The sequence below is a fragment of the Rubrivirga litoralis genome, assembly GCF_031846415.1.
Taxonomy (GTDB): domain Bacteria; phylum Bacteroidota; class Rhodothermia; order Rhodothermales; family Rubricoccaceae; genus Rubrivirga; species Rubrivirga litoralis.
In genome coordinates this window covers 40556-53794 of record NZ_JAVRHT010000011.1, presented here as the reverse complement: position 1 = coordinate 53794, position 13239 = coordinate 40556, and the positions used below count along the sequence as shown (strand labels likewise).

Annotated in this window: 12 protein-coding genes; 5 read left to right on the top strand and 7 right to left on the bottom strand. The window is 74.1% G+C overall.

Annotation, left to right across the window (positions count from 1 at the left end; translation table 11 throughout):
- Positions 1-351: 351 nt before the first annotated feature.
- The 3 genes from RM540_RS06310 (at position 352) to RM540_RS06300 (ending at position 4470) form a co-directional block, all read left to right on the top strand.
- A complete protein-coding gene (locus tag RM540_RS06310) occupies positions 352-765 on the top strand; it encodes a TerB family tellurite resistance protein (protein ID WP_311662703.1) in 414 nt (137 codons plus the stop codon).
- A gap of 296 nt (positions 766-1061) precedes the next feature.
- Positions 1062-2732 (top strand): energy-dependent translational throttle protein EttA, encoded by a 1671-nt coding sequence (ettA, locus tag RM540_RS06305; protein ID WP_311662702.1) that lies wholly within the window; start codon positions 1062-1064, stop codon positions 2730-2732.
- A gap of 316 nt (positions 2733-3048) precedes the next feature.
- Positions 3049-4470 (top strand): phosphoglucomutase/phosphomannomutase family protein, encoded by a 1422-nt coding sequence (locus RM540_RS06300; protein WP_311662701.1) that lies wholly within the window; start codon positions 3049-3051, stop codon positions 4468-4470.
- Between the two features lie 92 nt (positions 4471-4562).
- Here the strand turns inward: RM540_RS06300 and RM540_RS06295 are convergent, their stop codons facing one another.
- The 6 genes from RM540_RS06295 to dinB form a co-directional block, all read right to left on the bottom strand.
- The gene (locus RM540_RS06295) at positions 4563-5246 is read right to left on the bottom strand and encodes a hypothetical protein (RefSeq protein WP_311662700.1); all 684 of its coding nucleotides are present in this window, start codon (positions 5244-5246) and stop codon (positions 4563-4565) included.
- Between the two features lie 70 nt (positions 5247-5316).
- Complete coding sequence (locus RM540_RS06290) at positions 5317-5577, bottom strand: GlsB/YeaQ/YmgE family stress response membrane protein (RefSeq protein ID WP_311662699.1); 261 nt, start codon at positions 5575-5577, stop codon at positions 5317-5319.
- 99 nt (positions 5578-5676) lie between these two features.
- Entirely contained in the window at positions 5677-6960 is a 1284-nt protein-coding gene (locus RM540_RS06285; protein WP_311662698.1) for a BaiN/RdsA family NAD(P)/FAD-dependent oxidoreductase, read from the bottom strand.
- Between the two features lie 14 nt (positions 6961-6974).
- Positions 6975-8012: an LLM class flavin-dependent oxidoreductase gene (locus RM540_RS06280; RefSeq protein ID WP_311662697.1), complete on the bottom strand. Its 1038-nt coding sequence runs from the start codon at positions 8010-8012 to the stop codon at positions 6975-6977.
- A gap of 167 nt (positions 8013-8179) precedes the next feature.
- A complete protein-coding gene (locus tag RM540_RS06275; protein WP_311662696.1) occupies positions 8180-8917 on the bottom strand; it encodes a Nif3-like dinuclear metal center hexameric protein in 738 nt (245 codons plus the stop codon).
- A 107-nt stretch (positions 8918-9024) separates the two neighbouring features.
- Positions 9025-10083, bottom strand: coding sequence for a DNA polymerase IV (gene dinB / locus RM540_RS06270; protein WP_311662695.1), 1059 nt, complete (start codon positions 10081-10083; stop codon positions 9025-9027).
- Between the two features lie 315 nt (positions 10084-10398).
- Between dinB and RM540_RS06265 the strand changes: the two genes are divergently transcribed.
- Entirely contained in the window at positions 10399-10674 is a 276-nt protein-coding gene (locus tag RM540_RS06265) for a DUF2442 domain-containing protein (RefSeq protein WP_311662694.1), read from the top strand.
- Positions 10675-10759: 85 nt separating this feature from the next.
- On the opposite strand, the gene RM540_RS06260 is transcribed toward RM540_RS06265, so the two are convergent.
- Positions 10760-12100, bottom strand: a complete 1341-nt coding sequence (locus tag RM540_RS06260) for a M24 family metallopeptidase (protein ID WP_311662693.1) — start codon at positions 12098-12100, stop codon at positions 10760-10762.
- 196 nt (positions 12101-12296) lie between these two features.
- On the opposite strand from RM540_RS06260, the gene RM540_RS06255 reads away from it, so the two are divergent.
- A complete protein-coding gene (locus tag RM540_RS06255; RefSeq protein WP_311662692.1) occupies positions 12297-13220 on the top strand; it encodes a cation diffusion facilitator family transporter in 924 nt (307 codons plus the stop codon).
- The last annotated feature ends 19 nt before the right edge of the window (positions 13221-13239 follow it).

The following is a 13239-nucleotide window of genomic DNA, read 5'->3' as shown; positions in this document are numbered from 1 at the left end:
GTTTCGGCGAGGACGCCGGCGCGACGCCCACCGTTTCGGCCTGGACCCGAACGGGTTTCCGCCTGGTCCCCGCCCCGCCCGCTGCGGTCGCCCGACGTCCGCCCCGCCCTCGCTCGTCACGCCGCGCCGCGTCCGGCGGAAGAGGCCGTTGGCGCGGGCGGGGCGGCCGCCTCGTCGAAGGTGCCGGCCGCCGGGCTCCGCCGGCTCGTCGCCGCCCCACTCGCCGCGGCCGGCCTCCACCCCGCCCGGGCGGGGCGCGGCGCCGTCCCTAGCCCGCCGTTGCGGTTGCGGGCCGGGCACGAGCGGGGGGCCAGAGCGGTTACTTTGCCGCTCCGTGTTCCCCGCCCCGCCGTGTTCCTGCACGAACTGAGCGCCGACCAGCGCCGCGCCTTCCTCGTCCTCGCCCGCCAGGTGATCGACGCGGACCGCCGCCTCTCCATCCAGGAGGTCGAGCGGCTCGACCGCCTCTACACCGAGTCCGGGCTGGAGGCCGAGCACGCCGACGCGCCCCACGCCGTCGGCGACCTGAACCTCCTGTTCGGGACCGAGCGCGCGCGCGTGGTGGTGCTCCTCGACCTGCTCCTGGTCGGCTACGCCGACGGCCGCCTGGACCCGCGCGAGGTCGAGGCGCTCCGCGAGGTGGCCGCCCGGCTCGAGATCGACGCCGGCACCTGGGAGGCCGCCCTCGACTGGGCCGAGCGCTACCACGCGCTCACCGAGGAGGCGCTGCACCTGGGGAGCCCGTCCTCGATCGGGACCCCGTAGGCGACGCCCGGGCGGGGCGGTCAGGGGTAGAGGGGCCGGAGTCGCGCCCTCGTCCGAGCACCCGTAGGGACACGATGCGTCGTGTCCTCGGGCGTGCCACCCCGCCCACCATAAGGCGCGGCCGCCCGGGCGGGGCGGCTCTGGCTCTACCCTCCACCCCGCCCTGGCAAACGGGCGGGGCGGCCAGGGAGACAGAACCCCGAACCTCTCAACCACCCCGCCCCCGTGTCCACCGCGAATCCACCGCGGGCGGGGCGGCGGCCCTCTAGCTTGGTCGGCACACAGACGCAGCGACCGTGAGCGACCAGAAAATCATCTTCTCCATGCTCGGCGTCGGCAAGACCCTGCCGACGGGGAAGAAGATCCTCGACAACATCTACCTCTCGTTCTACTACGGCGCCAAGATTGGCGTCCTGGGCCTGAACGGGGCCGGCAAGTCCACGCTCCTCCGCATCATCGCGGGCCAGGACGACAAGTACGACGGCGAGATCCAGAAGCAGCCCGGCATCACGATCGGGATGCTGGAGCAGGAGCCCGACCTGGGCGACCCGTCGCGGACCGTCCGCGACGTCGTCGAGGAGGGGATGTCCGAGGCCGTCGGGCTCCTCAAGCGCTACGAGGAGATCTCAGCCGCCTTCGCCGAGCCCGACGCTGACTTCGACGCACTCATCGCTGAGCAGGGCAAGGTCCAGGAGGACATCGACCGGCTCGGCGCGTGGGACGTCGACGCCCGCCTCCAGCAGGCCATGGACGCCCTCCACTGCCCGCCCGCCGACGCCGCGGTCGGCCCGCTCTCGGGCGGCGAGAAGCGCCGCGTGGCGCTCGTCCGGCTCCTCCTGCAAGCGCCCGACGTGCTCCTGCTCGACGAGCCCACGAACCACCTCGACGCCGCGTCCGTCGCGTGGCTCGAGCAGCACCTCGCGCAGTACGAGGGGACGGTCATCGCCGTCACGCACGACCGCTACTTCCTCGACAACGTGGCGGGGTGGATCCTGGAGCTCGACCGCGGCAAGGGCATCCCGTTCGAGGGCAACTACACGTCGTGGCTCGAGCAGAAGGAGGCCCGCCTGAAGGCCGAGGAGAAGGACGCCTCGAAGCGGCAGAAGACAATCCACCAGGAGCTCGAGTGGGTCCGCCAAAACGCCAAGGGCCAGCGGACCAAGTCGAAGGCGCGGCTCGCGCGCTACGAGGAGCTCCAGGCCGGGCTCCCGGACGAGCGCCGCGACGAGCTCGAGATCTACATCCCGCCGGGGCCGCGCCTCGGCCGCGTCGTCGTCCAGGCCGAGGGCGTCAAAAAGGGCTACGACGGGCGGACGCTCGTCGAGGACCTCACGTTCGACCTCCCGCCCGGCGGCATCGTCGGCGTGATCGGCCCGAACGGGGCCGGCAAGACGACCCTGTTCCGCATGATCACCGGGTCCGAGGCGCCCGACGTCGGCGAGTTCAAGGTGGGCGACACGGTCCAGATCGGGTACGTCAACCAGGACCGCGACCTCGACCCGAACAAGACGGTCTGGGAGACGATCTCGGGCGGGGCGGACTTTATCCAGCTCGGGAGCCGCGAGGTCAACTCGCGCGCCTACGTGGGCCGGTTCAACTTTGGCGGGCAGGACCAGCAAAAGAAGGTGGGCACGCTGTCCGGCGGCGAGCGCGGCCGGCTCCAGCTGGCCGTCACGCTCAAGGAGGGCGCCAACGTGCTCCTCCTCGACGAGCCCACGAACGACCTCGACGTCAACACGCTGCGTGCGCTCGAAGAGGCGCTGCTCGCCTTCGGCGGGTGCGCCGTCGTCATCTCGCACGACCGCTGGTTCCTCAACCGCGTCGCCACGCACATCCTGGCCTTCGAGGACGGCGGCGTCTTCTTCTACCCCGGCAACTACGCCGAGTACGAGGCCGACCGCAAAGAGCGCCTGGGCGTCGCCGACGACGAGCCGACCGGCCCGCACCGGCGCCTGACGCGCGCTTGAACGGGTGATGGGGTACGAGTGACGGGTAATGGGCGGGGTGGTCGTTTCCCGCCCCGCCCTCGCCACGAGCGAGATAGGCTGGGCGGGGCGGCAGGTTCGCGCGCCACCCCGCCCCGAGTAGCGCGACGGGCGGGGCGGCGCCTTTCGCTCGTCACCCATCACTCGTCACCCACGGCCCCGCCCCGCCCGCTGACACCACGTCCGGCACCGCGGTCGCGGAGTTTCCCCCACGGCTCCGCCGCCCGCCCGACGGTAGCTTTCCCGTTCCTCGCGCCGTGCGGCGCGCCCACCCCGCCCCCGGGTTTTGCCCTCCCCCATGTCAGAGATCAAGTTTGGTACCGACGGCTGGCGCGCCGTGATCGCCGACGGCTACACGTTCGAGAACCTGGAGACCGTCGCCCGCGCGACCGCCGCGTGGGTCGGCCAGCAGGAGGACGGCGACGGGAGCGTCGTCGTCGCCCACGACACGCGCTTCCAAGGCGAGGCGTTTGCCCGCTTCGTGGCCCGCGTGTTCGCCTCGAACGGCGTCCGCGTCCGCCTCGCGGACGGGTTCGCGACGACGCCGGCCGTGAGTTGGAAGACCGCCGACGGCGGCCACACGGCCGGCATCGTCATCACCGCGAGCCACAACCCGCCGGCCTACAACGGGTTCAAGATCAAGGCCCACTTTGGCGGCCCGGCCACGCCCGACATGATCGCCGCCGTCGAGGCCGGAATGGGGTCGCTGGGCGAGGCCGCCCCGCCCCGCCCGTACGACGACCTCGTCGGCGAGGGGCTTATCGAGACGTTCGACCTCCAGACCGAGTACGTCGACCTGCTCCGCGAGCGGATCGACGTCGACGCGATCAAGGAGGCCGGGACGAAGGTGGCCTACGACGCCATGTACGGCGCCGGCCAGGGCGTCGTGACCGAGCTCCTGGGCAAGACGCGCGTGGTCGAGCTCCACCACGAGCTCAACCCGGGCATGCACGGGCAGGCGCCGGAGCCCATCGAGAAAAACCTCGACGGCCTCCTCAAGGCCGTCATCGACAAGAACGCCGCAGCCGGCCTCGCCACCGATGGCGACGCCGATCGGATCGGGCTGGTCGACGAGGAGGGCACGTTCGTCGACTCCCACTCAATCCTCGCGCTCCTCGTCAAGTACCTCCACGAGGAGAAGGGGCTGAAGGGCGACGTCGTCAAGACGTTCTCGACGACCGACATGCTCGACAAGATGGGCCAGAAGTACGGGCTCACGGTCCAGACGACGCCCATCGGGTTCAAGTACATCGGCCCCAAGATGGTCGAGGGCGACGTGCTCGTGGGCGGGGAGGAGTCTGGCGGCATGGCCGTCAAGGGCCACATCTACGAGCGCGACGGGCTCTACATCGGCCTGACGGTCATCGAGATGATGGTCAAGCGCGAGCGGACGCTCTCGGGCCTCGTGCGCGAGCTGTCGGACGAGTTCGGCCCGCACTTCCAGGCCCGCAACGACCTCCACACGACGGACGCCCGCAAGCAGGCGGTCCTCAAGGAGCTGGCCGAGGACGGCCTGAAGACGGTCGACGGCCAGCCGGTCGTGAAGACCGAGACGCTCGACGGGTTCAAGTTCCGGGTCGAGAACGGGTGGCTCCTGTTCCGGCCGTCCGGCACCGAGCCCGTCCTCCGCGTCTACTCCGAGGCCGACAGCCAGGAGGCCGCCGACGCGCTCGTGGCGTGGGGCGTGGCGTATGTGAACGAAGAGGTTCCGGCGGAATAACGAACGGCGGATTCCGAGCCCCCGCCCCGCCCAGGTCTGCCCGGGCGGGGCGGTTTCGTTGAGGGCGGGGTGGTCGGCGCCCCGCCCGTCGCTTACCGCCCCGCCCCCAGGTCCACGCCTACGGTGTCGGTGGCGGCCGAGTCGACGCGGGCGTCCAGGTCGAGCGCCCGGTCGGTGAACGCGCCGCGGAACGGGGGAAACTGAGCGGCCGACGTGTCGGGGTAGGCGCGGAGCCGCTCGCGGAGCCGGTCGCGGTCGGCGGCGAGCGAGTCGAGCGCGCGCCCGAACCGGCCCGTCGTGTCGGCGGCGGCATACGGGCGGAGCGCGACGAGGCGCTCGTCGACCTCGGCGATCCCGCGCCCCGCGGCGGCTTGGAGCGCGGCGTAGCTCGGGGCGGCGTCGTAGCGCCCGCGGCGGACGGCCTCGCGGAGCCCCCGCGCCTGCACCAGAATAGCCGTTTGTGTCGAGTCGAACGCGGCGCGCGGGGCGGGGCGGAGGCTGTCGACGCGGACCTGGAACCGGCGGCGCTGCTCGCGGAGCCGCTCGAGGACCGGGTCGTACGCGGCCTGCACGACCGAGTCGGCACCGGCGGCCTCGCCTTCGAGGCGCGCGAGCGCGGCGTCGATGTCCAACGTCTCCTGGAACACGTCGGCCCGGAACCGCTCGACGTCGGCCTCGGGGACGACGACGGTCTGGTCGGGGTCGACCGGCGCGTCGGTGCCGCAGGCGGCGAGGGCGAGGGCGGCCAGGAGCAGGAGGGCGAGGGGGCGAAGCACGGCGGGGGGGAAACAGAGGCGGGCGGCCCGCCGGGAGACGGGCCGCCCGCGGAGGACGGAGCGGGGCGGGCTAGGCGGCCGAGTGCTCCTTGAACTTGTTCACGGCCCAGAGCAGGATGACGGCGCCGAGCGTCGCCACTAGGATGCTCCAGAAAAAGCCGCCGTCGGCGTCGACGAACGGGAGCAGGCCGACGACGAACCCGCCGATGAGGGCGCCGACGATGCCGATGACGATGTTCATGCCGAGGCCCATGTTGGCCTTCATGATCTTCTCTGCGAGCCAGCCGGCGATCGCGCCGACGACAATCCAAAAAATGAGTCCGGTGAGCATGGGGGCAGGGGTCGAGTGTGAGAGGGGACCCCAACGGGCGGGGTGGTGCGTCCAACGAGTCCTGCGCCCGGAAAGTTCAAGACGCCCTCCCCGCCCCGCTCAGGGAGCACCGGCCGCGCGGCCCGCGAGACGCCCCGTGGCCCACGCCCAGAGGAAGTTGTAGCCGCCGATGGGGCCGAACGCGTCGAGCACCTCGCCGCACAAGAACAGGCCGGGCCGCGAGCGGGCTTCGAGCGAGTGCGCGGCCACTTCGGAAAGCGCCACCCCGCCCCCCGTCACCTCAGCCTTTTTGTAGCCCTCGTCGCCGGTCCACGGCAGCGGATACTCGGTGAGGACGGCCACGAGGCGGCGGCGCTCGTCGCGGCGGAGGTCGGCCCGGTTGCGGTCGGTAGGCACGTCGGCCTCGGAGAGCAACGCTTCGGCGAGGCGGGCGGGGAGGGCATCACGCAGGTCGCCCAGGACCGTGCCGGGGCCGGGCGCTTGGAACGCCGCGTCCCACGCCCCGGCGTCGCGGTGGGCCCAGCGCACGAGGACCGGCTGGCCGCCGTCATCCAGGGTCCGCGAGAGCGTCGCGAGGTGCGACACGTCGAGGACGGCCGGGCCGCTGTAGCCGCGGTGCGTGAACAGGAACCCGCCGGACGCCTCGACACCACCCCGCCCGGCCTTTTTGTCACCGGGCGCGCGGACGGCCACGTCGAGCGAGACGCCCGAGAGGTCGGCGTGCGGGGCGGCCTGTCCGTCGCCCGCCGTGAGCGGGGTGAGCGCCGGGTACGTCGGCTCGACGCGCAGCCCGAGCGCCTCGGCCGCGCGGAGCCCGAACCCGTCGCTCCCGGTCTTGGGCACCGACAGGCCGCCCGTCGCCAGGACCACCGCGTCGACGTCGAGCGGGGCGGCGTCTTTCAGCCCGACGCGCCACCCCGCCGGTTTGCGGTCCGCCTCGCCCGGCTCCAGCGACGTCACGAGCGTATCGAACCGGAGGTCAGCGCCGGCCGCGCGGGCGGCGTCGACGAGCGCGTCGCGGACGTCGGTCGCGCGGTTCGACGTCGGGAACAGCTTGCCCGTCTCGGGTTCGAGCGAGAGCGGAACGCCCAGGTCGTGCTCGAAAAAGGCCCGCTGCTCGGGGAGCGGCCACGAGTCCAGGATCCGCCGGAGCAGGCGCGGCGACCCCGCCGTCACGAACCGGCCGGCGTCGACGGCCGAGGGGAGCACGTTGCACCGGCCGCCGCCCGAGACGACAATCTTCTTGCCGCCCCGCCGGGTCCGCTCCAGGAGCACGACGCGGGCACCGGCGCGCGCGGCGAAGACGGCGGCGACGAGCCCGGCCGCCCCGCCCCCGATGACGGCGACGGCGCGGGGCGGACCCGACGCGGGCGGACTCGACACGGGCGGGGCGGCGCTCACGCGGCGGCGGCGAGGTCCGCGGCGCGCTCCGCGGGCGGGGCGGCCAGGCCAAACGCCTCGGCCAGCAGCTCGTACGAGCGGAGCCGGTCGGCGTGGCCGTGCGCGTTCGTCGTCACCATCACCTCGTCGGCGCCGGCGGCGGCCGCGCGGCGCTCGATCTCGGCGCGGACGGCGTCGGGCGTGCCCACGACGGCGATCTGGCGGTACGCCTCGACGGCCGCGCGCTCGGGCGGGGTGTAGTCGTGCGCGAGCGCCTCCTCGGGCGACGGCAGCGGGTCGAACCGGCCCGTGCGGATGCGCGCCCACGCCAGCTCCATCGTGGCCGAGAGGCGCCGGGCCTCGGCCTCGGTCTCAGCGCACACGGCGGCGACGGCGAGGACCGCGTGCGGCTCGGGGAACGCCTCGGACGGCTCGAAAGCGGCGCGGTAGGCGTTGAGGGCGGGCGCGGCCGGCGTCGGGCTAAAGTGGCTCGCGAAGGCGTAGCCCAGCCCGCGCGCGCCGGCGAACGCGGCGCTCGACCCGCTCGACCCGAGCAGCCAGATCGGCGGGAGCGCCACGCCTCCGGGCGTCACGCGGACCGACGCGAACGGGTGGTCGGCGGCGAAGGCGCCCTCGGAGAGCGCCGTCAACTCGGCGAGCTGGTACGGGAACTGCTCGGCGTCGAACGACCGGAGCGCGCGGATGTGGGCGGGGTCGGTCCCCGGCGCCCGCCCGATCCCTAAGTCGATGCGGCCCGGGAACAGCGCCTCCAGCGTGTGGAACCGCTCGGCGACGAGGAGCGGGGCGTGGTTCGGGAGCATCACCCCGCCCGAGCCCACGCGGATGCGCTCGGTGGCGGCGGCCGTGTGGGCGATGAGGATCTCGGGCGCCGACGAGGCCACGCTCGGCATCCCGTGATGCTCGGCGAACCACAGGCGCGTGTAGCCCAGCCGGTCGGCGAGGCGGGCCAGGTCGACCGTCCGCCGCAGCGCCTCACCGGCGTCGGCGCCAGTGGGGATCGGGGCGAGGTCGAGGACAGAGAGGGGGAGCGGCATGGTCGGATTCGGAAGACGATCTCAATAGGCCTTGGGTCAACGCCCACCACCCCGCCCCGATTCTGCCTCCACGGAGAGCGCACGGGCGAACCCAGAGGACGGACCCAAAGGGCGGAGCGGGGCGGTCGAAAAGAGGAGGGGAAGAGAAGAGGCGGCAGACGAGTCGCCTACCCGCGGCCCTCCCCGCCCGCGTCCACGACATCGACGTCCGGCCACCGCGCAGCGACGAGGCGGCCCAGGTGGCGAAGCCCCCACCGCTCGGCCCGCTCCTGGCCTACCGCCGCGACGAGCACGCCCGCCGCCTCCGCTGGCGCTACGCCCGGCCGCCGGACCTGGCCCGTGACGTACACGCCGACGCCGCGCTCGGCCGCCGCCTCGACCAGCGCTTCCGTCATAGCTCCCACGAGCGCCACGCGCGAGACTTCCACCGCCCCGCCCGCGTCGGCTCCGCCCGCTCCCGCCGTCTCCTCCACCCCGCCCAGCACGTCGGCAACGCGGCCGAGCACGTCGGCGGCGGTGAGCGGGGCGGGGAGGGCACCGACCAGGCCGACCACGTTGCCGCCGCGCATGAGGGGCTCGGCTTCGGGCTCCAGCCCCAGCTCGCGGGCGAGGGCGGGGTTGTGGCCAACCGCGAACCGCTCGTCGAGGGCGCGGTGGTAGGCGAGCACGCCGAGCCCGTCGGGGAGCCGCGCCGGCCACAGCCCGAACGGCCGGTGGAGCAGGACGGCGTCGAGCCCGTCGGCCCAGGCGTACGGCGCGCGCCCGGCCTCCAGCCGCAGCCCCAGCCGGCGGACCGGGCGGGGCGAGTCGAGCCAGACGCCCACAGGGTCGCCCTCGCGGAACAAGCGGTCGGCGTCGGTCTTGGCGGCGAGCGAAGCGGCGATCTGGGCGACAGTCGGCGGCATGGGCGGGGTGGGGTACAGGGTACTTGGTACGAGGTACAGGTAGGGTCGGAGCCGCACCCCGTACCGAGTACCCTGCACCAAGTACCCCGTACCGCCCCGAAGGGCGCCTAGTCGAACGGGAGCACGAGTTGCCGGCCCTCGCTGATGAGCCCCGAAACGGTCAGCCCCAGCAGCCGCACCGGCTCGGCGGGCGGGGCGGGGCGGTGGAGGAGCGCGGCGCCGCGGTCGAGGAGGTCGGCCTCGGCCCAGACGGGCGCGGCGAACGTGGCCGAGCGCGACGTGATCTCGAAGTCGGCGCTCTTGAGCTTGAGCGTGAGCGTGCGCCCGGCCGTCCCGTGGCGGTCGAGGCGGCGGGCCAGCTCGGCGGCGAGCGGGGCCAGCCGTTCGAGGAGCGCGTCCGCCCCGCTCACGTCGTGGGCGAACGTGCGCTCGACGCCCACCGACTTTCGCACGCGGTCGGGGCGGACGGGCCGCGCGTCGTCGCACCGGGCCACGCGCGCGAGCCACCCGCCGGTCTTGCCGAGGGCGGCGCGGAGCTCGGCCTCGGACCGCGCCTGGAGGTCGGCGCCGGTGCGGATGCCGAGCGCCCGGAGCCGCGCCGCCGTCGCGGGGCCGACGCCGTGGAAGTCCTCGACCGGGAGCGCGGCCACGAGCGCCGGCGCCTCGTCGGGCGTGATCACGCGGAGCCCGTCGGGCTTGGCGAGGCCGGACGCCGTCTTGGCGAGGAACTTCCCGAACGAGACGCCAGCCGAGCACGCGAGCCCGGTCGCCTCGCGCACCTCGGCGCGGATGCGCCGCGCGACGAGCGTCCCCGACGCCGGCCCGTCGAGCGGCTCGGTCACGTCGAGGTACGCCTCGTCGAGCGAGAGCGGCTCGACGAGGTCGGTGTAGCGCCCGAACACCTCGCGCACCTGGGCCGAGACCTCCTTGTAGACGTCGAACCGCGGGGCCACGACCACGAGGTCCGGGCACCGCCGCCGCGCCCACGCCATCGGCATGGCGCTGGAGATCCCGAACGGCCGCGCCTCGTAGCTCGCCGCGGCCACGACGCCGCGCCCGCCCCGCCCGCCGACGGCCACGGGCCGCCCGCGCAGCGCGGGGTCGTCGCGCTGTTCGACCGACGCGTAGAACGCGTCCATGTCGACGTGGAGGATCTTGCGGAGCACGCGGGCCAGGGCGGGGTGGGGAAGGCTACGGCGGGTCTCGTGCCACCGCCCCGCCCGCGGGTACGGGCGAGGTGGAAGGCTACGGTCGGCCCTGCGCCACCACCCCGCCCGTGGGTGCGAGCGGGGCGGTGGTTGCGGGGCGGGGCGGGCGCTCGTAGTGTCTCTACGCCGGGCGGGGCGGATCAGGCCTGACGCCGTCCAATGCTCGTTTCACCACGCCCTCTCGCTCCGGGCGGGGCGGCACTGTTGCCATAGCCTTCGACCACCCCGCCCTCAGTCCCAGAGCCCTGATCGGTCGTCGCCCCCCGCACTGACATGGCCGACGTCCTCCGCATCGCCGACGCGGACCCGCTCGGCGGTCACACCCTGCAGCTCACGTTCAGCACAGGCGAAGTCCGCGGGGTGAACGTGCTCCCGCTCATCGAGCGGGTAGGCGGGGCGGTGTTCGCGCCACTCCGGGGCCCGTCGTATTTCGCCCGGGTGAGCGTGGCCCCCGTGTGCGGGACGGTCGTGTGGCCGAACGGGGCGGACCTGGCACCGACGGCGCTGCACGAGTTGGAGGCGGCGGAGGTCGTTGTTCGGGCTGACTGACTCGCGGCTACAGACCGGCAAAGGGCGTCCGGGTTCTTAAGACACAACCACCGGGAGCAACCGTATCGCCCCCGCCCCGCCCGCGCTACCGGGCGGGGCGGGGGATGAGCAGGAGCGCCTCCTGCCGCCCGTCGAGGTAGCGGACCGCCTCGCCGTCGAACACGGCGTCCTCCTCCAGCATGAACCGGACGGCCTGCCCGCCCCACTCGGGCACGGCAACGGCCGCGTTGAGCTCGATCGAGTACGCTGTGCTCGGGTGGAGCGGGTAGTCGCCGCCGCCCGGGACGCCGTCCTGCTGGTCCCACAGGCCGATCGTCGGCCCCGCCCCGTGGCCGTGGAACCCGATGGGGTGCGTGTAGATCGTCGCGTCGATCCCCTCGGCGCGCGCGCCGTCAAGCGCGGCGGCGAGGACCTCGTTCCCCGTGCGCCCGGCCGCGAACTGCCCGGTGAGGAGGTCCTGGACCCGGTTCGCCGCCCGCAGCCCGGCGACGAGGCCGGCGGGCGGGGCGGTCTCGCCGGGGCGCAGGACGTAGGCCATCTGCTGCGTGTCCGTGTGGAGCCCGAGGTACTCGATCCCGAAGTCGACCCAGACGAGGTCGCCGGGCTGGATGACGGTCTCGCCGGGGCGCCCCGAGAAGTCGCCCGACCGCCCCGCCCCGCTCGTGCGCTGGACCGAGACGCCGGGGTGGAACCACGACCGGAGCCCGAGCCCGCGGACGCGATCGCGGTACCACCACGCAAGGTCGTCCGTGGTCGTGACGCCGGGAGTGACGGCGGCCGTCGAGAGCCCCTCGTGCAGGATGCTCCGAGCCAGCGCCACGACGGTCGGGTAGACGGCGAGTTCGGCCGGCGTCCGCGTTTCGAGCCACCCGACCGCGAGCGGCTCGGCCGAGACGACGCGGTCGCGGTACCGGGCGGGCAGGGCGCCGAGAAGCGCCTCGTACTCGGTCGAGGCGAGGCCGTCGGCGAGCGCGAACGTGGGCGAGCGGTCGACGGCGATCCGCTGGGGGTCGCGCTCGGCCACGATCTCGGCGAGGCGCGCCCACTGGTCGGGCTGGTCCTCCGGCTCCCACGCCCGCGGGAACGGGCCGACGTCGTAGCGCGCGACGGCCAACCGCTCGACCGGCCGCCCCGCCCCCGGGTCGTGGAACACCAGGACCGTCCGCCGCCGGGCCGAGAGCCACGTGGCCGGCAGCATCGTCTCGAGCACGGGGTCCTCGTTGTACTCGCGGCCCAGGACGACCCATAGGTCGACGCCGTGGCGGCGCATGAGGGCGGGGACGACCGTGTCGAGGCGCTCGGCGAGCCAGCGGTCCTGGACGGCCGCCCGCTCGCGCATCGGGAGCACGGCCGGGCGCTCGACCTGCGCCTGGGCGACGGCCGGGCCGACCGCGAGCAGGCCAAACAGAAGGAGGACGCGTCGCATGGGCGGGGCGGTCGGCGAACGAGCAGAGCCGAGGCACCCGGCACCGGGCGCCCCATCGCGGGCCCGTCTAACAGCGCAGCCTCGGCGGCGTTCACCCGTGCTACCCCGCCCCGCCCCGAGATCTGCGGGCGGGGCGGTGGACCGTCCGCCCGCGACGGGCGTTTGAGGCGGCTCCTGCTCCTCCCCCGCCCCGCCCGTGGCCGACCGCCCCATCGCCGTCTACGGCGCCTTCGTCGCCAACCTCGCGATCGCCATCGTCAAGTTTGTGGCCGCGGCCGTGACGGGCTCGTCGGCCATGCTCTCCGAGGGGATCCACTCGCTCGTGGACACGGGGAACCAGGTGCTCCTGCTCGTCGGCGTCAAGCGCGGGCAGCGGCCGGCGGACGCGGGGCACCCGTTCGGGCACAGCTCGGAGCTCTACGTGTGGGCGCTGCTCGTCGCCGTGGCCCTGTTCGGGATCGGCGGCGGGCTCGCGTTCTACGAGGGCGTCTCGCACCTCCAGCACCCGAACGAGATGACGGACCCGACGTGGAACTACGCCGTCCTCGGGTTCGCCTTCCTCTTCGACGGGGGCTCGTGGCTGCTCGCGCTCCGCGAGCTCCGGCGCGACCACCCCGGCGTCGGCGTGTGGGAGGCGTTCCGCAAAAGCTCCGACCCCGCCGTCTACACGGTCCTCGCCGAGGACACGGCGGACCTCGTCGGCATCCTCCTGGCGGCGGGCGGGATCGCGCTCGGCCACGCGACGGGCAACCCGATGTGGGACGGGCTCGCGTCGATCGCCATCGGCCTGCTCCTGGCCGGCATCTCGCTCTCGCTCGTCGCCACGGGCCGGAGCCTCTTGACCGGCCGGGCGGCGGCCCCCGAGGTCGTCGCGTCCGTCCGCCAGATCGCCCAGGCCGACCCCGCCGTCGCGCACGCAGACGTCCCGCTGACGATGCAGATGGGGCCGGACGACGTGCTCGTCAACGTCGAGGTCGTGTTCCGCGACGGCCTCTCGGCGCCCGAGGTGGCCGAGGCGTCGGTGCGCATCGAGGCGGCGGTCCGCGAGGCGCACCCGGCCGTGTCGCGCGTGTTCACCGAGGCCGCCCCGCCCGACCGCCGCGCCCCGGCCGCGCCGTGAGAGCGGGGTGAGCCGCTCC